This is a genomic window from Ruegeria sp. G12, from assembly GCF_056533565.1.
This window is the reverse complement of record NZ_JBQFOO010000001.1, coordinates 597,135-618,897: the sequence shown is the minus strand read 5'-3', so window position 1 is coordinate 618,897 and position 21,763 is coordinate 597,135. Positions and strand designations below refer to the sequence as shown.

21 protein-coding genes are annotated in these 21,763 nt (G+C 61.8%); 8 read left to right on the top strand and 13 right to left on the bottom strand.

Annotation, left to right across the window (positions count from 1 at the left end):
* Positions 1-38 precede the first annotated feature (38 nt).
* From ACR0JN_RS03005 to ACR0JN_RS02970, 8 genes are read left to right on the top strand one after another with little or no spacing between them, the layout of a single operon-like run.
* Complete coding sequence (locus ACR0JN_RS03005; RefSeq protein WP_480884357.1) at positions 39-2,162, top strand: 4Fe-4S binding protein; 2,124 nt, start codon at positions 39-41, stop codon at positions 2,160-2,162.
* 14 nt (positions 2,163-2,176) lie between these two features.
* Positions 2,177-4,081 (top strand): TAT-dependent nitrous-oxide reductase, encoded by a 1,905-nt coding sequence (gene nosZ, locus ACR0JN_RS03000; RefSeq protein ID WP_480884119.1) that lies wholly within the window; start codon positions 2,177-2,179, stop codon positions 4,079-4,081.
* 2 nt (positions 4,082-4,083) lie between these two features.
* Positions 4,084-5,340 (top strand): nitrous oxide reductase family maturation protein NosD, encoded by a 1,257-nt coding sequence (locus ACR0JN_RS02995; protein ID WP_480884117.1) that lies wholly within the window; start codon positions 4,084-4,086, stop codon positions 5,338-5,340.
* Entirely contained in the window at positions 5,330-6,223 is an 894-nt protein-coding gene (locus ACR0JN_RS02990) for an ABC transporter ATP-binding protein (protein ID WP_480884115.1), read from the top strand. The genes ACR0JN_RS02995 and ACR0JN_RS02990 overlap by 11 nt, the downstream gene beginning before the upstream one ends.
* On the top strand, positions 6,220-7,041 hold the full coding sequence (locus tag ACR0JN_RS02985) for an ABC transporter permease (protein ID WP_480884112.1): 822 nt from the start codon (positions 6,220-6,222) through the stop codon (positions 7,039-7,041). The genes ACR0JN_RS02990 and ACR0JN_RS02985 overlap by 4 nt, the downstream gene beginning before the upstream one ends.
* Positions 7,038-7,553, top strand: a complete 516-nt coding sequence (locus tag ACR0JN_RS02980) for a nitrous oxide reductase accessory protein NosL (protein ID WP_480884110.1) — start codon at positions 7,038-7,040, stop codon at positions 7,551-7,553. The genes ACR0JN_RS02985 and ACR0JN_RS02980 overlap by 4 nt, the downstream gene beginning before the upstream one ends.
* The gene (locus ACR0JN_RS02975; RefSeq protein ID WP_480884108.1) at positions 7,550-8,452 is read left to right on the top strand and encodes an FAD:protein FMN transferase; all 903 of its coding nucleotides are present in this window, start codon (positions 7,550-7,552) and stop codon (positions 8,450-8,452) included. The genes ACR0JN_RS02980 and ACR0JN_RS02975 overlap by 4 nt, the downstream gene beginning before the upstream one ends.
* 40 nt (positions 8,453-8,492) lie before the next feature.
* A complete protein-coding gene (locus tag ACR0JN_RS02970; RefSeq protein ID WP_480884106.1) occupies positions 8,493-9,128 on the top strand; it encodes a glutathione S-transferase in 636 nt (211 codons plus the stop codon).
* Positions 9,129-9,183: 55 nt separating this feature from the next.
* Here ACR0JN_RS02970 and ACR0JN_RS02965 read toward each other — a convergent pair whose 3' ends face one another.
* From ACR0JN_RS02965 to ACR0JN_RS02905, 13 genes are all read right to left on the bottom strand, one after another.
* Positions 9,184-9,579, bottom strand: a complete 396-nt coding sequence (locus ACR0JN_RS02965; protein ID WP_480884104.1) for a RidA family protein — start codon at positions 9,577-9,579, stop codon at positions 9,184-9,186.
* Positions 9,576-9,983, bottom strand: a complete 408-nt coding sequence (locus tag ACR0JN_RS02960; RefSeq protein ID WP_480884102.1) for an acyl-CoA thioesterase — start codon at positions 9,981-9,983, stop codon at positions 9,576-9,578. Before ACR0JN_RS02960 ends, ACR0JN_RS02965 begins: the two co-directional genes overlap by 4 nt.
* Positions 9,983-10,669 carry an ABC transporter ATP-binding protein gene (locus tag ACR0JN_RS02955; protein WP_480884100.1) on the bottom strand — a complete coding sequence of 229 codons (687 nt, stop codon included), beginning with the start codon at positions 10,667-10,669 and terminating at the stop codon, positions 9,983-9,985. The genes ACR0JN_RS02960 and ACR0JN_RS02955 overlap by 1 nt, the downstream gene beginning before the upstream one ends.
* Positions 10,666-11,415, bottom strand: coding sequence for an ABC transporter ATP-binding protein (locus ACR0JN_RS02950; protein WP_480884098.1), 750 nt, complete (start codon positions 11,413-11,415; stop codon positions 10,666-10,668). The genes ACR0JN_RS02955 and ACR0JN_RS02950 overlap by 4 nt, the downstream gene beginning before the upstream one ends.
* Positions 11,408-12,394, bottom strand: a complete 987-nt coding sequence (locus ACR0JN_RS02945; protein WP_480884096.1) for a branched-chain amino acid ABC transporter permease — start codon at positions 12,392-12,394, stop codon at positions 11,408-11,410. The genes ACR0JN_RS02950 and ACR0JN_RS02945 overlap by 8 nt, the downstream gene beginning before the upstream one ends.
* On the bottom strand, positions 12,391-13,311 hold the full coding sequence (locus ACR0JN_RS02940; protein WP_480884094.1) for a branched-chain amino acid ABC transporter permease: 921 nt from the start codon (positions 13,309-13,311) through the stop codon (positions 12,391-12,393). The genes ACR0JN_RS02945 and ACR0JN_RS02940 overlap by 4 nt, the downstream gene beginning before the upstream one ends.
* A gap of 45 nt (positions 13,312-13,356) precedes the next feature.
* Entirely contained in the window at positions 13,357-14,487 is a 1,131-nt protein-coding gene (locus ACR0JN_RS02935) for an ABC transporter substrate-binding protein (RefSeq protein ID WP_480884092.1), read from the bottom strand.
* A 64-nt stretch (positions 14,488-14,551) separates the two neighbouring features.
* A complete protein-coding gene (locus ACR0JN_RS02930) occupies positions 14,552-16,180 on the bottom strand; it encodes an AMP-binding protein (protein WP_480884090.1) in 1,629 nt (542 codons plus the stop codon).
* Positions 16,180-17,331 (bottom strand): acyl-CoA dehydrogenase family protein, encoded by a 1,152-nt coding sequence (locus ACR0JN_RS02925; RefSeq protein WP_480884089.1) that lies wholly within the window; start codon positions 17,329-17,331, stop codon positions 16,180-16,182. The genes ACR0JN_RS02930 and ACR0JN_RS02925 overlap by 1 nt, the downstream gene beginning before the upstream one ends.
* Complete coding sequence (locus ACR0JN_RS02920) at positions 17,331-18,131, bottom strand: enoyl-CoA hydratase family protein (RefSeq protein WP_480884088.1); 801 nt, start codon at positions 18,129-18,131, stop codon at positions 17,331-17,333. Before ACR0JN_RS02920 ends, ACR0JN_RS02925 begins: the two co-directional genes overlap by 1 nt.
* Positions 18,121-18,588 carry a MarR family winged helix-turn-helix transcriptional regulator gene (locus ACR0JN_RS02915; RefSeq protein ID WP_480884086.1) on the bottom strand — a complete coding sequence of 156 codons (468 nt, stop codon included), beginning with the start codon at positions 18,586-18,588 and terminating at the stop codon, positions 18,121-18,123. The genes ACR0JN_RS02920 and ACR0JN_RS02915 overlap by 11 nt, the downstream gene beginning before the upstream one ends.
* Positions 18,585-19,304 carry an SDR family NAD(P)-dependent oxidoreductase gene (locus ACR0JN_RS02910; protein WP_480884084.1) on the bottom strand — a complete coding sequence of 240 codons (720 nt, stop codon included), beginning with the start codon at positions 19,302-19,304 and terminating at the stop codon, positions 18,585-18,587. The genes ACR0JN_RS02915 and ACR0JN_RS02910 overlap by 4 nt, the downstream gene beginning before the upstream one ends.
* Positions 19,301-21,595: a bifunctional salicylyl-CoA 5-hydroxylase/oxidoreductase gene (locus ACR0JN_RS02905; protein ID WP_480884082.1), complete on the bottom strand. Its 2,295-nt coding sequence runs from the start codon at positions 21,593-21,595 to the stop codon at positions 19,301-19,303. Before ACR0JN_RS02905 ends, ACR0JN_RS02910 begins: the two co-directional genes overlap by 4 nt.
* Positions 21,596-21,763: the final 168 nt, after the last annotated feature.

Below are 21,763 nucleotides of genomic sequence, written 5' to 3'. Positions count from 1 at the left end.
CAATCCATTTCCTGCTGGCCTTTGTCCTGTCCTGCCTGATGGCGATCAGTGCCCAGGCCGACAGCCTTGCCAGCTTCCTGCCCGAGATTGAGCCCGCCGATCTGGCCCCCGGTGCCGATGCCTTTGGCCCGGTGCGCGAGGACGTGCCGGTGGCCCCCGTTCTTAAGGACGGCGACCGCATCGCCTGGGCTTTCTTAACCTCTGATCTGGTGGGCACCACCGGGTATTCCGGCAAGCCCATTCATGTGGTCGCCGCCATCGATGATGAGGCGGTGCTGACGGGTGTGCAACTGGTCAAACACTCCGAACCGATCGTGCTGATCGGCATTCCCAATTCCCGCATGGTTGAGCTGACCGAAGGCTATGCCGGGCTGGACCTGAAGGTTGAGGCCGAGACGGGCGGTGAAGGGCATGACCTTGATATTATCTCGGGGGCAACCGTCACGATCATGGTGATCGATGACAGTCTTGTGCGGGGCGGCATCAAGGTGGCGCGCGCGCTGGGGCTGGGCGGCTTGGCACCGGCGCAGGCCGATGGGCCGAAACGCGAGGTCGATTTGGCGCAGGACGCCATCTATGACTGGACGACGCTGTCGGGCGACGGCTCGGTCCGGCGGCTGACGCTGGATATCGGGCAGGTCAACGCGGCGTTTGAGGCCACCGGCGATCAGCGGGCAATCAAGCGCCCCGAGCCCGGTGAACCTGATGACACATATATCGACATGCATATGGCGCTGGTCTCGGTGCCGTCGATCGGCAAGTCGCTGCTGGGCGAGGCCGAATATCAGAACATGGTCGACTGGCTGGACGAAGGCGAACAGGCCATTCTGGTACTGGGGCGCGGGGCCTATAGCTTCAAGGGCTCGGGCTATGTCCGGGGCGGGATTTTCGACCGGATTCAGATGATCCAAGGCGACAATTCGGTGCGGTTCTTCGACAAGCAGCAGCGCCGTCTGGGCGAGGTTGCAGCCCCCGATGCGCCCAGCTTCACCGAACTGGACATCTTCAAAATCCCCGCCGAGGCCGAGTTCGACCCCGCCGAACCCTTCCGCCTGCAACTGCTGGCCCAGCGGGCCGTAGGCGCGGTTGAGAAAACATTCCTGACCTTCGATCTGGGCTACAAACTGCCGGAACACTACCTGCTGCCCGTCGCGGCCCCTGTGGTTGTCGATGACGCCACCGGCGAGGCGGCGGCCAAGGCCGCGCTTTGGAAACGCATCTGGAAGGACCGCACGGTCGAGATCGGTGTGCTGGGTGTCATGCTGCTGGTGCTGACGGCGACCTTCTTCTTCCAGTTCCACGCCACCATGAATGCGCGGGTCTTCTACTGGTTCCGCATCGGATATCTGACCATGACGCTGTTCTTCATCGGCTGGTATGCCAATGCGCAGTTGAGTGTGGTGAACCTGATGGCGCTGGCGGGCAGCCTGCGCACAGGCTTTTCATGGGATGCCTTCCTGCTGGACCCGTTGGTGTTCATCCAGTGGTTCGCCGTGGCTGCCGCGCTGCTGTTCTGGGGGCGTGGGGCCTATTGCGGCTGGCTGTGCCCGTTCGGCGCGTTGCAGGAACTGACCAACAAGATCGCGCGGGCCTTCAAGGTGCCGCAATGGACCTTGCCTTGGGGCCTGAACGAACGCCTCTGGCCTGCGAAATACATGATCTTTCTGGTGCTGTTCGGGATCAGCTTTGTCTCGATCCCGCTGGCCGAGACCTATGCCGAGGTCGAGCCGTTCAAGACCGCGATCATCCTGAAATTCATGCGCGACTGGCCATTTGTGGTCTTTGCGCTGGCCCTGCTGGGGATCGGGCTGTTCGTGGAACGGTTCTACTGCCGCTATCTCTGCCCCTTGGGCGGAGCGCTGGCGATCCCGGCCCGTATTCGCATGTTCGACTGGCTGCGCCGCTACAAGGATTGCGGCACCCCCTGTCAGACCTGCGCCAATGAATGCCCCGTTCAGGCGATCCACCCCACGGGTGAGATCAATCCGAACGAGTGCGTCACCTGCCTGCATTGTCAGGTGCTCTATCAGTCCGAGGACAAATGTCCCGTCGTTATCCGCCAGCTGAAACGGCGGGCCAAGACAGGGTCGGTCCAGATGAAGACCCCACTCGGACAACCACCGGCGAACCATCCGAACGCCAAACCGCAAACCGTTTCCTAAAAGGAGGGACGATCATGTCGGAACATGACAAGAAACTGAACATCACACGCCGCGGGATGCTGGGCGCAACCGCAACCGGTGCCGTGATTGCCGGGACCGGGCTGGGCTCGACCCTGATGACCGCGCGCGAGGCGAGTGCCGCCGCGAATGCGCATCTTGAGCCGGGTGAGCTGGACGAATATTACGGCTTCTGGTCCTCGGGTCAGACCGGTGAGCTGCGCATTCTGGGTGTGCCCTCGATGCGCGAGCTGATGCGGGTGCCGGTGTTCAACCGCTGCTCGGCCACCGGCTGGGGTCAGACCAATGAATCGCTGAAGGTTCTGACCGAAGGCCTGCTGCCCGAAACCAAGGAGTTTCTGGCCGCAAACGGCAAGGTCACCTATGACAATGGCGACCTGCACCACCCGCATATGTCGTTCACCGATGGCACCTATGACGGCCGCTATCTGTTCATGAACGACAAGGCCAACACCCGCGTGGCCCGTGTGCGCTGCGATGTGATGAAATGCGACAAGATCATCGAGATCCCGAACGCGCATGACATCCACGGTCTGCGTCCGCAGAAATACCCGCGCACCGGCTATGTCTTTGCCAATGGTGAGCATGAGGCCCCGCTGGTCAATGACGGCCAGATCCTCGACGATCCGTCCAAATACGTGAACATCTTCACCGCCATCGACGGCGACACGATGGAGATCGCGTGGCAGGTGATGGTGTCGGGCAATCTGGATAACACCGATTGCGACTATCAGGGCAAATATGCGTTCTCGACCTCATACAACTCGGAAATGGGCATGAACCTGGCCGAGATGACCGAGAATGAGCTGGACCATGTGGTCGTGTTCAACCTCAAAGGCATCGAAGACGCGATTGCCGCAGGCAACTATCAGGAACTGAACGGCGTCAAGGTCGTGGACGGGCGCAAAGAGGCCGGCGGCAACCTGACCCGCTATATCCCGATCCCGAACTCGCCACACGGTGTGAACGCCGCGCCCGACAAGAAACACATCATGATCAACGGCAAGCTGTCGCCGACGGTTTCGGTGATCGATGTCGAGAAGTTGGATGCGGTGTTTGAAGGTGCCGATCCGCGCTCGGCCATCGTTGCCGAACCGCAGCTGGGCCTTGGCCCGCTTCACACCGCGTTTGACGGCAAGGGCAATGCCTATACCACGCTGTTCCTGGACAGTCAGGTGGTGAAATGGGACATCGCCAAAGCGATCGAAGCCTTTGGTGGTGCGGATGTTGATCCGATCCTCGACAAGGTGGATGTGCAGTATCAGCCGGGTCACAACTCGACCTCGATGGGTGAGACTGCTGAAGCCGATGGCAAGTGGCTGATTTCGATGAACAAGTTCTCGAAAGACCGCTTCTTGAATGTGGGTCCGCTGAAGCCTGAGAATGAGCAGTTGATCGACATCTCGGGCGACAAGATGAAGGTGGTCCATGACGGGCCGACCTTTGCCGAGCCGCACGATTCGATCCTTGTGCACCGGTCCAAGGTGAACCCGGTCAATGTCTGGGATCGCAACGACCCGATGTGGGAAGATGCGCGCAAACAGGCCGAGGCCGATGGCGTCGATCTGGACTATGGCGCGGATGAGCCGATCCGGGATGGCAACAAGGTGCGGGTCTACATGACTTCCGTGGCGCCTGTGTTCAGCATGGAGAAGTTCACTGTCAAGCAAGGCGATGAAGTCACAGTCTATGTCACCAACCTGGATGACGTCGACGACGTGACCCACGGCTTCTGCCTGTCGAACTTCGGCGTCGCGATGGAGGTTGCACCGCAGGCCACCGCCTCGGTCACGTTCATTGCCGACCGTCCGGGCGTGCACTGGTTCTATTGCCAGTGGTTCTGCCACGCGCTGCACATGGAAATGCGCGGCCGGATGTTCGTTGAGCCGCGGAGCGCGTAACGATGCGTTGGTCCCTGCTCATACCGCTCCTGCTCGGCTCGCCCCTTTGGGCGGCGGACTGGGATGTGCCCAACCGGGCGGGGGCCATCAACGAGATACTGGCGCAGGCGGCGGATGGGGACACCCTCCGCCTGAGCCCCGGTGCTTACACCGAGACGCTTGTTCTGGACCGGCCCGTCACAATCGACGGGCTGGGACAGGCCACCATTGACGGACAAGGTGAGGGCAGCGTCATCACCGTGACCGGCCCCGGCGTGACCTTGCGCGGGCTAACGGTGATCGGCTCTGGCTCGGACCATGACGGGATCGACAGCGGCATCCAGCTGACCAAAACGGCCCACGCGCCGGTGGTCGAGGACAATGTGTTGCTGGGCAATCTCTATGGCATCGACATCCACGGGGCCAAGGACAGCATCGTGCGCCGCAACCGGATCGAAGGGCGGCAGGACCGCCACATGAACGCGCGCGGCAATGGGGTCTATGTCTGGAACGCACCGGGTGCCGTTGTCGCCGACAATGACATTCAGTTTGGCCGCGATGGAATTTTCGTGAATTCTTCGAAGAAGAATTTGTTCACCGGCAACCTGTTCCGCGATCTGCGCTTTGCCGTGCATTATATGTATGCCGACAACTCCGAGGTCAGTAACAACGTCTCGATCGGCAACGATCTGGGCTATGCGGTGATGTTCACCTCGAATGTCAAAGTCACCGACAATGTCTCGATCGATGACCGTGAACATGGCGTGATGCTGAACTATGCCAACAAGAGCGTCATCACCGGCAATGTGGTCAAAGGTGCCAAGGAAAAATGCACCTTCCTGTATAATTCGAACAAGAACGAATTCACCGATAACTGGTTCCAAGGCTGCGGCATCGGCATCCACTTTACCGCCGGCAGTGAACGCAACCGGATCGTCGGCAATGCCTTTGTCGGCAACCGGACGCAGGTGAAATATGTCTCGACCAAATGGGTCGAGTGGTCAGAAGACGGGCGCGGCAATTACTGGTCCGATTTCGCCGCCTATGATGTGGACGGCAACGGCGTGGCCGATGCCCCCTATCGCCCCAACGATTCAATGGACCATGTGCTGTGGACCCAACCCGCAGCCAAACTGCTGCTCGGCTCGCCTGCCGTGCAGCTGGTGCGCTGGTCGCAATCGGCCTTCCCGGCGCTGCTGCCGGGCGGTGTGATGGACAGCAACCCCTTGATGCAAGCCCCTGAACCCCCAGCTATGAAAAAGGTGCCTCATGACGGATAAGGCCCTGACGATTAACCAAGTCTGCAAGGACCGAGGCAAGACCCGCGTTCTTGACGATATCACCCTGTCTCTTGCCCCCGGTCAGCGCGTGGCGCTGCTGGGCCATAACGGCGCGGGCAAGTCGACGCTGATCAAATCCATCCTTGGCCTGACTCCGATCCATGGCGGAGCCATTCGCATCGGAGACGCCACCCCCGGCAGCGCGCAGGCGCGGCGCGAGACGGCCTATCTGCCCGAAGCGGTGTCATTCCACCCGGCGCTGACGGGCCGCGAGCAACTGACCCTGTTTGCGCAGCTTTCAGGCGCGAAGGCGGATGTACCCGGGCTGTTGGAACGGGTTGGCCTGAGCGATGCGCTCGACCGCCGGATCGGAGCCTATTCCAAGGGGATGCGGCAACGTCTGGGTCTGGCGCAGGTTCTGCTTGGCCAGCCGAAAGTGGCGTTGCTGGATGAACCCACATCGGGCTTGGACCCGATCTCGCGGCAGGATTTGTACGCCATCATTGATGAGCTGGCTGCACAAGGCACCGCCGTATTGATTGCGTCTCACGCGCTGACCGAAGTTGAGGCCCGCACCGACCGCATCGCCATCATGCGCAAGGGTCGGATGGTGGCTGATGACACGCTGACCAACCTGTCGGCGCTGGCCGGTCTGCCGATCCGCCTGAAGGTGCGCGCCAGTGCCAACGCGGATGCTCTGGCCGCCGAACTGGGTGGCAACCGCATCAACGGCGCGTCGGTGGAGCTGCTGTGTTCGCCGGAAGACAAGATGGAGGCCCTGCGCCGCATCGCCGGGTTGGGCGACGCGGTGGCGGATGTGGAAATGACCCCGCCAAAGCTGGAAGACCTTTATCGCCACTATGCACAGGAGGAGAGGCTATGACCCGCTTCCTAGCCATCACCCGCACCGAAATGCTGATCCTGCGCCGCAACCGCTGGTTGCTTGTCGCGACGCTGATCATGGTGCTGTTTGCCTTGGCGCTGACCTTTGCGGGCAGCGCACCAACCGGCACGCTGGGGGTCGATATGCTGACCGTCTCGGTCGCGTCGATGACCACGCTGTCGGTCTACCTTGCGCCCTTGCTGGCGCTGATGATTTCTTTTGATGCCATCGCGGGCGACGTGGACCGAGGCAGCTTGTCGCTGCTGCTGTCCTACCCTGCGGGGCGCGGAGAAATCCTGTTGGGCAAGTTCACCGCTCATCTGGCCGCGCTGGCCTTCGCCATGACCGTCGGCTTTGGCACCGCAGGCGCGGTGGCCGCGTTCTTCGGGGGCGCAGGGCCGGAAAGCCTGATGGCCTTGGCGCGCCTGATCCTCACATCCATCCTGCTGGGCGCTGTGTTTCTGGCGCTGGGATACCTGCTGTCCGCTTTGGCTAAGGGGGCCACGGCGGCGGCGGGTCTGTCGGCCGGGCTCTGGCTGGTTTTTGTCGTCCTCTATGATCTGGGCCTGTTGGGGGCTGTCGTCATGGACAAGGGCGGCACCTTCACCCAATCCGTCTTTCCATGGGTGATGGTAGCCAACCCGGCCGACGCATTCCGTCTGTGGAACATCGCCGCTACCGAGGGCGTCGCCATGGCGTCCGGCATGACCGGAGCCACGCAGGCGCTGCCAGTCTGGGCCGCGCCCGTATCGCTTTTGATCTGGCCGGTGCTGGGTTTTGCCCTTGCCCGCGCCGCGTTCCGGAGGGTTGAGCCATGAAACACCTGTGCCTGATTGCCCTGATCGCGCTGGCGGCCTGCAAGGAAGAGGTCGCCGAGGCCCCCGACCCGGTGGACCTGACCCCCGACGCGCTGAGCTTTTTCTGCCAGATGAACATCGCAGAACATGGCGGGCCCAAGGGGCAGATCCATCTGGAAGGCTACCCCGCGCCGCTGTTTTTCGCACAGGTGCGCGACATGGTGGCCTATCTCAAAAGCCCCGAACGCGACGCGGATATCACCGCCGTCTATGTCAGCGATATGGGCGCGGCTCCCAGTTGGCGACAACCGGGTATTTCCAATTGGATTGCGGCGGATGGCGCGACTTTCGTGGTGGGCTCCAACGTTGCAGGCGGCATGGGCGCGCGTGAGGTTGTCCCCTTTGCCGACCCGACCGCCGCCGAGACCTTCATCAACACCTACGGCGGCACACCCCTGCCCCTGTCGGACATCCCCAATACCGAGGTCCTGGGCCCCGTCGATCTGGACCTGAAGCTGGAGACCCCCGCATGACACCCCTGTCCCGCCGCCGTTTCTTGACCATCTCAGCGGCCTGCGCTGCGGTTCCAACACTCGCATCCGCTGCCCCCGTTGCCCATTGGCGCGGAACAGCGCTTGGGGCAAAGGCCAGCCTGCAATTGGTGGGGTTGGAGGATGCGCATGCCGCGCCGTTCATTGCATCAATCGAAGCCGAACTGAGCCGCCTCGAAAACATCTTCAGCCTTTATCGCCCGCAATCACAGCTCAGCCAGTTGAACCGGGATGGATCCCTGCCCGCACCAGCCCCGGAATTGCTGAATGTCCTGAGCCTGTGTTCGGCGCTGAACGCGGCCTCGGACGGGGCATTTGACCCGACTGTCCAACCGGTGTGGCAGGCGCTGGCGCTGCAGGCAGACGCCCGAGAACTGACCGCCGCGCGCAAGACCGTCGGTTGGCACCGCGTCCGGTTTGACGCCAGCGATGTGCGCCTGCCGGTGCCCGGTATCTCGGCCCTGACCCTGAACGGCATCGCGCAGGGCGCAATCACCGATCGCATTGCGGCCTTGCTGCGATCTTTTGGCCTGCGCGATGTCATGGTGGATATGGGGGAAATCGTCGCCATGGGCCACCGCAAGGATGGGCGGCCCTGGCAGGTTGGTCTGTCCGACGAGGGAATGGTGATCCGGGAAATCGCATTGCGGGACCGCGCAGTTGCGACCTCTGCCACCAACGGCACCCTGTTGGCGGATGGCCAAGGGCACATCCTGAACCCCACCGGTCAGGCGGTAACGCGCGCCACAGTGTCCGTTTCCGCACCCGAGGCAGCCCTTGCGGACGGTCTGTCGACGGCCCTCTGCGCGGCTTCCGCTGCGCAAGCGCCAACCATACTCAAGTCGTTCCCGACGGCTAAGCTGGAGATGCAAAGCCGGTAACAATTTGACCCCGACCGGGAATTCCCGGATAGATTGCCGCATGACGCAGCATCCCATCCTATGGACATTCCGCCGCTGCCCCTACGCCATGAGGGCGCGCCTTGGCATTCTAAGCGCGGGCGTGACGGTTGAGTTGCGGGAAATCCTGCTGAGGGACAAGCCGCAGGCGTTTCTGGACACCTCGGCCACAGCGACAGTGCCCGCCCTGCGTCTGATGGATCGGGTTCTTGACGAGAGCCTGGACATCATGGTCTGGGCGCTGGAACGAAACGATCCGCACCGGCTGTTGGACATGCCGCAGGACGCGTGGCGCCTGATCGAAAAGAATGATGGCCCGTTTAAAGCAGCGCTGGATCATACAAAATACGCCACCCGATATCCGGAACTGAACCACGAAGCCGAGCGGAACAAGGCGGCCCGCTATCTGATCGACCTCGACCAAAGGCTGAGCAACCAGCCCTGGCTTTTCGGAAACCGCCCGACCCTTGCCGATCTGGCGCTGCTGCCGTTTGTCCGCCAGTTTGCCTATATCGACCGGGGCTGGTTTGACGATCAGCCATGGCCGAACCTGATCCTGTGGCTCGACTGTTTTCTGGACAGTGAAGACTTTGGACAGATCATGCACAAATACAAACCGTGGTCCGAGACTGACGAACCGATCTGGTTCGGCGGGTGAATTGAGCGCTGCGAAGGCGGCTCCGCAGGTTATCCCAAAATGGCCGCGACGCGGCTTAGGACAAATGTGCGGTCGCTTCGATTTCGACCAATGCCTCATCCTCGACCAATCCGGTAACGACGATCATTGACATGGCCGGGAAATGGCGACCGAAAACCTCGCGATAGGCGGCACCGACCTCAGCCTGTTTGGCCAGATACTCCTGTTTGTCGACAACAAACCATGTCAGGCGCGTCACGTCGCTGACCTGACCGCCTGCTTCCTCGACAATGGCGGCGATATTGGCCAGCGCCTGTTTCATCTGGGGGACAAAGCCGCCCTCGACAAAGCGTTTGTTCGCGTCCCAGCCGATCTGACCGCCAATATGCAGCGTGCCGTCCTTGGTCAGCATGCCATTGGCATAACCTTTGGCTGGCAACCAGCCCTGAGGGTGGATCACTGTGTGGGTCATGAGGTTTCGTCCCTGAATACATCTAACTTTTTGCGAATATCGTCCGGCCAAGGGGCCGAGCGGCCGCCAGGCCCGGTGTGAACCAGCGTCGCGGTGGTGGTAAAGCGCTGCTCGTCCCCGGCGTGGGCGGTCATGCGGTAATCGGCAGACCGGGCACCGATCCGGGTGATAACTAGCGCCAGTACCAGATGGTCGCCATGACGGCTGGGGGCGGAGAACCGCGTTTGGATCTGTCCGGTGGGCACGCCGCCGGTTTTGTGGAGGGTTTCGAACGGAAGGCCCAACGCCTCATCAAAGAACGCCTCGACACAATCGTTCATCATCTCGAAATACCGTGGGAAAAAGACGATCCCGGCCGGGTCGCAATGTTTGAACAACACTTTTTGCGGAAAGGTAAACGCCATCACACCCCCACATACCGTTCCGAAATGTCGGGGGTCAGGTCCGTCATCGCGCCCGCCCAGACGGTTTTACCACGTTCCAAGATCACCGCCTTGTCTGAAACGGCGGCGAGTTCTTTCAACGATTTGTCGATCAGCAGGATCGCGACGCTGGTTTCCGACTTGAGGCGGCGCAGCGCGGCCCAGATTTCCTGCCGGATGATCGGGGCCAACCCCTCGGTCGCTTCATCCAGGATCAGCAGACGCGGGTTGGTCATCAGGGCGCGACCGATGGCCAGCATCTGCTGCTCACCGCCCGACAAGGACGCCGCGCGCTGGTCCGAGCGTTCGCCGAGGCGGGGGAATAGGTCGGCCACGGTTTGCAACGTCCACGCGCCGGGCCGCGCGGCGGCGATCAGGTTTTCGCGCACCGTCAGATCGGCAAAACACCGACGGCCTTCGGGCACAAGCCCAACGCCAAGCCGAGCCACCTTGTGGCTGGGCAGCGCGTGCAGATCGTGGCCGTCAAACCTTAGTTCGCCCTCGGACCGGATCATGCGGCATATGGCCTTGACCGTTGTTGTTTTGCCCATGCCGTTGCGCCCCATCAGGGCTGTCACCTCGCCCTCGTCCATGGTCAGATCAACGCCAAAGAGCGCCTGGCTGACGCCGTAGCTAGCGGTGAGGGCGTCGAGGGTCAGGAAGCTCATGCTTCTTCCCCCAGATAAGCTTCGCGCACCTCGGCGCTGGTACGGATTTCGTCCGCCGTACCGGTGGCGATGACCTTGCCATAGACCAGAACGCTGATCCGGTCGGCCAGTGCAAAGACCGCGTCCATGTCATGTTCGACCAGAAGGATCGGAGCCTCGGCCCGCAGGCCATCCAGAAAGCCGGTCAGCCGTTTCGATCCCCCTGCCCCAAGTCCGGCCATCGGCTCGTCCATGACGAACACGCGGGGGGACAGTGTCAGGGCGACGGCAACCTCTAGCTGGCGGCGCTGCCCGTGGCTGAGGTTGGCGCAGCGGGTGTTGCGGTCGTCGCTGAGACCGACACGTTCCAGCGCAGCCTCGGCGCGTTCGGTCAGGGCGCGGGTCTCCAACGCACCACGCCAGAACCGCCAAGCGGCCCCGCTGGCCCCGATTGCGCCCAGAACCGCGTTTTCCAAAACGGTATCCTCCATGCACAGAGCCGAGATTTGGAACGTGCGCCCCATCCCGGCCCGCGCCCGCGCCTGCGTGCTGAGGGCAGACACGTCACGCCCCTGCAGAAACACCCGCCCGGAATCCGGCGTTAGCCCGCCGCAAATTTGCTGGATCAGGGTCGACTTTCCAGCGCCATTGGGGCCGATGATGGCGTGTATCTCTCCGACTTTCAGGTCGATCGAGACGTCATCCGTGGCTTTCAGGGCCCCAAAACTTTTCCTCAGGTTTTGGGTGGCGAGGACCGGATCAGACATGAGCGCCCTCCTTGCCGGTCAACAGACCGATCAATCCGCCCCGTCCGAACAACACGATGCACAGCAGGATGATGCCCAGAAACACATGCCAGTATTCGGTCAAGCCGCCCAGAAAGTGTTCCAGCGCCACAAAGACGCAGGCCCCGACAACCGGCCCCATCAGGCGACCAACCCCGCCTATGATGATCAGAACGATCAACTCGCCCGACAACTGCCAGCCGAACATGGAAGGTGAGACAAAGCGGTTGAGATCGGCGAACAGTGCGCCCGCAAGTCCGGTGATTGCGCCGGAGATCACAAAAGCAAGCAGCCTTAGACGCACCGGGTTCATCCCCACTGTCTCAACCCGGATCGAGGATTGCCGGGCGGCGTTCAGCGCCAGACCGAAGGGCGAAGCCTGCAGCCGCGCGTTCAGGTACAGGACTGCACACAGGATCACAAAGCAAATGCCGAAGAACTGGATCGGGACCAATGTGTTCAGCCCCGGAAACCCGTTGCGCACGTAGATCGAGACCCCGTCCTCACCCCCGTATTCGGCCCAGGAGATCGCGAAGTAAAAGAACATCTGCCCGAAGGCGAGCGTGATCATGATGAAATACACACCTGTGGTCTGCAGCGTCAGCAGCCCGATGAAAAAGGCGATGATGGCCGAGACCAGCATGGCCACAAGCCAGATCACAGGCATGGAATTGGTGCCGCCGGTGGAAAACAGTCCCAGATCGAGCGTGGTATAGGTCTGCGCGTGATAGGCCAGAATGCCCATCGCATAGCCGCCGAGGCCGAAGAACACCGCATGGCCAAAGCTGACCATACCGCCGATGCCGAGGATGATGTTCAGCCCCACGGCGGCCAGTGCAAGGATCACCGCGCGGGTGACCAGCGTAATGGTAAAGGGCTCATCCATGACCAGCGCGAACAGGGGCAGCGCCAGAAGACCGCCGATCACCAGCGCGTTCAGCAGGCGTTCATTGACCCTCATGCACGCGCTCCGAACAGACCGGTGGGGCGGAAGAACAGCACCAGCCCCATCAGCACGTAGATGCCCATCGAAGCAATCGCAGCACCGCTTTTCTGCGCCGCCCCCGTCTCCATGAACAGCTTGAACAGTTCGGGCAGGAAAACCCCGCCCAACGTGTCGGTCAACCCGACAAGAAGCGCGCCGATAAAGGCCCCCCGGATCGAGCCGATGCCGCCGATGACGATCACCACGAAAGCGAGGATCAAGACGGGCTCGCCCATACCGACCTGCACCGATTGGATGGCCCCCACCAGCGCCCCGGCCAGACCCGCCAAGGCCGCGCCAAGGGCAAAGACCAGGGTGTAGAGTTTCGAGATATCGACCCCCAGCGCCGCAATCATCTCACGGTCGTTTTCACCGGCGCGGATTTGCACGCCCAGACGTGTGCGTTCAATCAGCGCCCAAAGGCCGATGGCAACCGCAAGGCCGATGGCGATCAGGGTCAGACGGTAAAGCGGGTATTCGATCCCGCCGGGCAGTGTGACGGGCCCCGAAAGCGCGTCGGGGATGTCCAGAAACAGCGGGAATGAGCCGAAGACCCAGCGCGTTCCTTCCGAAAAGATCAGGATCAGCGCGAAGGTTGCCAACACCTGATCCAGATGCGGTGCCTTGTAGAGCCGCCGGATCACCGCCATCTCGATCACCGCCCCGGCCAGCGCCGCCGCCGCCAACGCCGCCACGAGGCCCAGGAAAAACGACCCCGTCGCGCCCGCCACCGCCGCAGCCGCGAAGGCACCGACCATGTAGAGCGAGCCATGGGCCAGGTTGATCAGCCCCATAACGCCGAAGATCAGCGTCAGACCGGCGGCCATCAAAAACAACATGACGCCGAACTGCAAGCCGTTCAGGACCTGTTCGATAATCAGGATTGAGGACATGAAATCTCCGGACGGTGCGCGCCCGAGGCCGGGCGCGCAAGGGACTTACATCTTGCAGTCAGCCGCATAGGCGTCCGAATGGTTTTCCAGCGCAGTGCCGATGATCTTGTTGGTGAAGACGTCACCGTCCTTGATCACCTCGCGCGCATAGATCGTCTGTACCGGGTGGTGGTTCGTCCCGAACGAGAAATCGCCGCGTGTGCTGTCAAACTCGGCGGCGCGCAGAGCCTCGCGGAATGCATCCGCATCAGACGGATCGGCTTTTTCAAGTGCCGACAGCAGCAGGTTCGCCGTGTCAAAGCCCTGACTTGCATAAAGCGACGGCAGACGACCGTACTCCGCCTGGAAGCTTTCGACAAAGGCCGCGTTGGTCGGGTTGTCGATATCCTTGTTCCATTGCGAGGTGTTCACCACCCCCAGTGCCGCATCGCCAACCGCCTGCAGAATACCCTGATCGAAGCTGAAGGCCGGGCCGACCACGGGCAGATCAATGCCGCTGTCAGCATATTGCTTGAGGAAGGAAATCCCCATGCCCCCCGGCAGGAAGAAGAACACGCTGTCCGCATCGCTGGCCCGGATCTGGGCCAGTTCGGCGGCGTAATCCGTTTGACCAAGCTGGGTATAAACCTCACCCGCCAGATCCCCTTCGAAGAAGCGCTTGTAGCCGGTCAGCGCGTCCGTGCCCGCCGGGTAGTTCGGGGCCAGGATAAAGCTGTTCTTGTATCCAGCTCCGTTGGCGTAAGCCCCTGCGGCCTCGTGCAGGTTGTCGTTTTGCCAGGCCACGTTGAAATAGTTCTGATGACAGTTTTTGCCCGCCAGAGGCGACGGTCCAGCGTTCGGCGACAGATAGAACACGTTCTGGTTCACGGCTGCAGGCACAACGGCCATTGCAAGGTTCGACCAGATGATGCCAGTCATCACATCCACGCGCTCGGACTGGATCATTTTATCCGACAGTTGCACGGCAATGTCGGGTTTGCGCTGATCGTCCTCAATCACGACGTCGATATCGTCGCGGCCCGACTGCGCAATGGCCAGCATGAAGCCGTCGCGCACATCAATACCCAGCCCCGCCCCGCCGCCAGACAGCGTTGTGATCATCCCGACCTTAACCTCGGCCAGTGCCGATGAGGTGCACAGCGCCGTTGCGGCGGCGGCCATAAGTAGTTTCTTCATTTCAGTCTCCCCTTGTTGGTTATCAGCTTCACGCCCCAATCCCGGCGATTATGCTTAGGTTTCATCAGCTTGCAACCGCTTCTGCCTTAAGCCTGAACCGTTGCACCTTGCCGGTCTGCGTTTTCGGCAGGTCGTCGCAGAAAACAACGCTGCGCGGGTACTTGTAGGGCGCGATGGCGGTTTTGACGTGCTCTTGTAGCGCTTCGACCGTGGCATCTGACGGTTCGGTGCCTTCGGCCAGAACCACATGCGCCTGCACGATATGGCCCCGCTCCTTGTCCGGCACGCCGATGACCGCGCATTCTGCGACGGCGGGATGCGACAGAAGCGCGGCCTCGACCTCGGGGCCCGCGATGTTGTAGCCCGCCGAAACGATCATGTCGTCATTGCGGGCGGCGAAGTGGAAATAGCCATCCGCGTCTTTCGAGAAGCTGTCACCGGTGATGTTCCAGCCCTCCGCAACATAGCCCGCCTGCCGATCATCGTTCAGATAGCGGCAGCCGGTCGGGCCCCGCACGGCCAAACGGCCGACCTCACCAATCTCGGCCTCGGACCCGTCGGGACGCAGCACTTTGGCCTGATACCCCGAGACAGGCTTGCCGGTGCAAGCAGGCTGGTGGTCGTCAAAGCGGTTGCTGATGAAGATATGCAGCAGTTCAGTTGCGCCGATCCCGTCGAGCATCGGCTTGCCGGTCTTGGCCATCCAGTCGTCATAGATAGGCTTGGGCAAAGTCTCACCGGCGGACACAGCAGCGCGCAGGCTCGACAGGTCCGCGCCCTCATCCATCGCATTCAGCATGACACGATAGGCGGTCGGCGCGGTAAAGCAGACGGTGGCTTTGTATTTCTCGATGATCTCGATCATACCGGGGGGCGAGGCCTGTTCCAGCAAGGTTGCCGTCGCCCCGAAGCGCAGCGGAAAGACCGCCAGCCCGCCCAGACCGAAGGTAAAGGCCAGCGGCGGCGAACCGACAAAGACATCCTCTTGCGTCACACCCAGAACCTCGCGCGCATAGCCGTCGGCGATGATCAGAATGTCCCGGTGGAAATGCATCGTCGCCTTGGGCTCTCCGGTGGACCCCGATGTGAACCCCAGCAACGCAACGTCATCGCGCCCGGTGGCGACGCAGTCGAACTTCACCGGCTTTTCCAGCGCCAGCCGGTCCAGTTCGGCGTCGTGGTTCGAGGTGCCGTCAAAACCCACCACCGTCTTTAGGAATTGACTGCCCTTGGCGCAGGCCGACATCTCATCCATCAGCCGCGTATCGCAGAGCGCGAACTGAATCTCGGCTTTGTCGACATATTTGGTTAGCTCCGACGCCCGTAACATCGGCATCGTATTCACCACCACCGCACCCACCTTGGTGGCGGCCAGCCAACAGGCGACCATGGCCGGGTTATTGGCCGACCGGATCAGCACGCGGTTGCCGGGTTCGACACCCAGATCCTCGACCAGCGCATGAGCCAGACGGTTGGTCCAGTCCGTCAGTTCCTTATAGGTGCGCAGGCGGCCATTGCCGATCAGCGCGGTGTTGTCCCCAAAGCCTTTTTCGACCATTGCATCAGTGAGTTCGTAGCCGACATTCAACTGATCGGGATAGTCGAACCCGTCCAGCAGGAAGTCTGGCCATTGATCCTGCGGCGGCAGGTTGTCTCGTGCGAATGTGTCGGTATGGGCCGAAGGACCAAGCATCACGAACCTCCCATATGTGCCGCCTGAGCCGCACGCGCGATGATCACCTTTTGCACATCGGACGCGCCCTCATAGATGCGCAGCGCGCGGATTTCCCGATAGAGCTTCTCGACGGAATTGCCCGAGCGCACGCCCTCGCCGCCGAACAGCTGAACCGCCTTATCGATCACCTGCTGGGCCTGATCCGTGGCATACAGCTTGGCCATGGCGGCTTCGCGGGTAATCCGGGGCGCGCCGCTGTCCTTGGCCCAGGCCGCGCGGTAGATCAGCAGGGCGCTTGCGTCCACATCCAGCGCCATATCGGCGATGTGGCCCTGCACCATTTGCAGATCGAACAGAGGCGCGCCCTGGACCTGACGAGTGGTGACCCGCTGCAGCGCCTCATCCAGCGCGCGGCGGGCAAAGCCCAAGGCCGCAGCGGCCACGGTCGAGCGGAAGACGTCCAGCACTGACATGGCAATCCGGAACCCCTGCCCCGGCGCGCCGATCATCGCATCCGCAGGCACCCGGCAATCCGTGAACCTAAGCCGCGCGAGGGGATGTGGCGCGATGGTGTCCAACCGCTCGACCACCTCGAACCCCGGCAGGTCGGGCGTGACGATGAAGGCTGACAACCCCTTGGCTCCGGGGGCCTCTCCGGTTCTGGCGAACAGCGTGTATAGATCGGCAATACCGCCGTTCGATATCCACGTCTTCTCGCCATTCAGAACATAACTGTCGCCGTCCAGCGTGGCGGTCATCGTGGAATTGGCCACGTCCGATCCCGATTGCGGCTCGGTCAGGGCAAAGGCCGAGATCGCCTGCCCCGCCCGCGTTTTGGGCAGCCACTGTGCCTTTTGCGCGTCCGAGCCGAACAGAGAAATCGCCCCGGTTCCCAGCCCCTGCATGGCAAAGGCGAAATCCGCCAGCCCGTCATGGCGCGCCAGGGTCTCGCGCGCCAGACAGAGGGTACGCACGTCCAACTGACCGTTCTCGTCGCCTGTGACGCGCAGCAAACCGGCCTCACCCAAGGTGGCCACCAGCTTGCGGCATGCCGCATCGGTGTTGGCGTGATCCACGTTCAGACCTGCGGCGACCTCTTCCACTCGTACTGCCCAGTCGCGGTGGCGGGGTTCAAAGAAAGGCCAGTCAAGGAAGCTCTGATCCGCCATCACTCGCCCTCGAACACTGGTTTTTCTTTTGCCACGAAAGCGGTGTAGGCGCGTTCGAAATCGCCGGTCTGCATGCAGATGGCTTGCGCCTGTGCCTCGGCTTCGATGGCTTGTTCAATCGACATCGACCATTCCTGCGCCAGCATTGTCTTGGTCATCATATGCGCAAAGTTGGGCCCCGCCGCGATCCGCTCGGCCAGTTCGTGCGTGGCGCCATCCAACTCGTCCGCAGCGACGATCCGGTTGTAAAAGCCCCAGGCCGCGCCCTCATCTGCGGTCATCGACCGGCCGGTATACAGCAGCTCTGCCGCCCGACCCTGCCCGATGATCCGGGGCAGAATGGCACAGGCGCCCATGTCACAGCCCGCCAGACCGACCCGGGTGAACAGAAAGGCGCACTTGGCCTCGGGAGTCGCGATGCGCAGGTCCGAGGCCATGGCGATGATCGCCCCCGCGCCGACGCAGACCCCGTCAATCGCCGCAATGACCGGCTTGCCGCAATTGACCATCGCCTTGACCAGATCACCGGTCATTCGCGTAAAGGCCAAAAGCCCTTTCATATTCATGCGCGTCAGCGGCCCGATGATGTCATGCACATCCCCGCCAGACGAGAAATTGCCGCCATTTGAGGCAAAGATCACAGCATCCACGTCATCCGCATAGATCAAATCACGGAACCAGTCGCGCAGTTCCGCATAGCTTTCAAACGTCAACGGGTTTTTCCGCTCGGGCCGGTTCAGCGCCACGGTGGCGATTCGGTTTTCGATCCGGCACTGGAAGTGCTTCGTGTCACTGCGCATCGACGTCCTCCGGCATGTTGAATTCAGCGGCCAAGGCCCGGGCTTCTTCAGCCGAGAATTGGCCCAGCAGGTCGGCAATCCACGCCTCATGAGCCGAGGCCTGACGGGCGAATTCCCCGCGCCCCTGCGGTGTCATCCGAACCCGATGCGCGCGCCGGTCGCCCGGGACGGCCACACGCTCCAGATGGCCGTCTTCGACCAGCCGATCCACGATCCCGGTTACGTTTCCATTGGACACACGCAGCGCGCCGGAAATCTGACTCATCTTCAGGCCGTCCTCATACCGCGACAGCGCCGCCATCACATCGAAACGGGGCAGCGTGGTTTTGAACTCATCGCGCAGGTTTTCACGCAACTGCCCTTCGATGGCGCGGGTTGTTTTCAGAAGCCTTAGCCAGAGTCGCAGGCGTTCCTTCGAGGCCGGTTCAAGCGGGATTTTCGCCAAGCTCTGGCTCATACCTCGCCCCCGGACACGCTGAGGCCATGCCCGTTGATCGACGCCGCCCCTTTCGAGGCCAGAAAGACCGCCGTCGCCGCGACCTCTTCGGGGGTGATCAGGCGGTGCATGGGGTTGGCGGCCGTGATCTTCTGCATCGCTGTCGCTTCGTCCACATTGAATTTCTCGGCGACACGGCGCGCTGCATCTGTGGCCATTTCGGTGTCGACGAAGCCCGGACAAATGGCGTTGCAGGTGATCCCACTTTTGGCGACTTCCTTAGCGGTCGAGCGCACCAGCCCCAGCACCCCGTGCTTGGCGGCGGAATAAGCCGCCAGCGTCGCGCCGCCCTGCAAGGACGCGGTCGAGGCGATGGCAATCAGCCGCCCGCCCGGTCCCATCCCCCGAAGCGCGGCACGGAAGGTCAGGAAAACGCCGGTCAGCGTGGTGTTCAGCGTGTTATTCCAATCGGTTAGCGACAGGTCTTTCACCTTCCCCGTACGCGCGATCCCTGCATTGGCGATCACAACGTCAAACGGGGTTTCAAAAAGGTCCATGACGGAATCCTCGTCTGTCACGTCAACCTGTTTCAGCGTCATTTCAAAGCCATCTGCGGCATCCCTCAACGGCTCCAACCGGCGCCCGCAGATGATGACATCATCACCTTCTTCGGCAAAGGCGCGGGCGATCGCCCGACCGATACCTGTACCGCCGCCTGTAACCAGAACCCGCCTCATGCCTTCAACTCCATTTCCGCTTCCCGGTCGGCAAGTCGCCACGCCTGATCGCGCCCTGCTTCATAGGGTTTCGGCCACACTTCCTGCCGGTCGCCGATGGCGGTTGCGGCGTGCAGTGTCCAATAGGGATCGTTCAGATGCGGGCGCGCCAGACAGACGAGATCGGCCCGTCCAGCCATCAGGATCGAGTTCACATGGTCGGGTTCATAGATATTGCCAACCGCCATCGTCCTGATCCCAGCCTCGTTGCGGATCCGGTCCGAGAACGGAGTCTGGAACATGCGCCCGTAAACAGGCTCGGCCTCGGTCGAGGTCTGGCCCGCGGACACATCGACGATATCGGCCCCGGCAGCGGCCAACATCCTGGAAATCTCGACCGCCTCCTCCGGCGTCACCCCATGATCCCCCGCCCAATCGCTGGCCGAGATCCGTACAGCCATGGGCTTGCCCTCGGGCCAGACCGCGCGCATTGCGCTGAAAACCTCAAGCGGATAGCGCATCCGGTTTTCCAGCGCCCCGCCATAAGCGTCGTCGCGCGTGTTCGACAGGGGCGAGATGAAGGACGAGATCAGATACCCATGCGCCGCGTGCAGTTCGATCATGTCAAAGCCCGCGCGATCCGCCATTTCGGCGGCGGCGACGAATTCAGCCGTGACTCGATCCATATCGGCGCGGTCCATCGCCTTGGGCACGGCGCTGGCATCAGACCACGGGATGTCTGAGGCTGAAATGATCGGCCAGTTGCCCGTCTCCAACGGCTGGTCCATGCCCTCCCACCCCAAACGGGTCGAGCCCTTGCGCCCGGCGTGGCCGATCTGGCAGCAGATTTTCGCCTCGGTCTCGACATGGACAAAATCCGTCAGCCGCCTCCATGCGGCCTCATGTTCGGGCGCATACAGGCCCGGACAGCCGGGGGTGATCCGCCCGTCGGCGGCGGCACAGGTCATCTCGGTATAGACCAGCCCGGCCCCGCCCTTGGCGCGCTCGCCATAGTGGATCAGATGCCAGTCGGTCGGGCAGCCATCGACTGCCTTGTACTGCGCCATGGGTGAGACGACGACGCGGTTCTTCAGGCTCATCTCCCGCAAGCGAAGCGGCGCGAACATCGGGGCTCGGACGGGCGCATTGGCCCCGACGCCAGCCTGTTGCAGGAACCAAGCCTCGGCCCGTTTCAACCACGCGGCATCGCGTTCGCGCAGGTTTTCATGGCTGATCCGCTGCGAGCGGGTCAGCATCGAATAGTTCAGCTGAACCGGGTCCAGATGCAGATACCGTTCCACATTTTCGAACCATTCCAGAGAGTTCCGCGCTGCCGATTGCAACCTCAGAACCTCGAGCCGCCGTTCGTCTTCATAGCGGGCGAACGCGGCTTCCAGCGTGTCTTCGCTGACGATGTAATCGGCCAGCGCAATCGCACTTTCCATCGCCAGTTTACTGCCCGAACCAATCGAGAAATGCGCCGTCGCCGCCGCGTCGCCCATCAGGACAACATTCTTGTAGCTCCACTTTTCGCAGAGCACCCGTGGAAACCGCAGCCAGGCGGAGCCCCGGATATGGTTGGCATTGGACATCAGCGAATGGCCCCCCAGATGATCGCGGAAAATCTCTTCGCAGACCTTGATCGACTCCGCCTGACTCATCTCGCCAAACCCATAGGCGTCAAAGGTCTCTTGCGTGCATTCGACGATGAAGGTCGCGGTGTCGTCGTCGAATTGATAGGCGTGCGCCCAGACCCATCCCTTTTCTGTGTGTTCGAAGATAAACGTGAACGCGTCGTCAAATTTCTGATGCGTGCCGAGCCAGACGAACTGGCACAGCCGCTCGTCGATATCGGGCTTAAAAACCTCGGCAAAATCCGACCGCGTTTTTGAGTTCAGCCCGTCCGCTGCCACCACCACGTCGAATTCATCCATATAGGCCGAGGCGCTTTCCACCTCAGTCTCAAACCGCATTTCAACGCCCAACTCTCGGGCACGGCCCTGCAGGATCAACAACAGTTGCTTGCGCCCGATACCGCAAAAGCCATGGCCGCTGGAGACCGTCCGCTGGCCCTGGTGCACCAGCGCCACGTCATCCCAATAAGCGAAATGTTTGCGGATAGCCTCAGCGCTGATGCGGTCGTTCGCGGCCAGATTGTCCAGCGTTTCATCCGACAGAACCACGCCCCAGCCAAAGGTATCATCAGCCCGGTTGCGTTCGATCACCACAACCTCGGACGACGGGTCGCGCAGCTTCATGGATATCCCGAAATAGAGACCCGCCGGACCACCGCCCAAACACGCAATGCGCATGAAATGCTTCTCCTCCAAGGCTGATTACCGAAAAGGCTAGATCGGGAAATGAGTCCTTTCAAGTAAAAATATTTTAAGCTTGAAATTTATGAACCCTAAAGAAACTTGACGCCCCGCAACCGCTTTTCACGCAGCGCTTGCCCCAACTGTTTTGGTTGCACTCGGGCC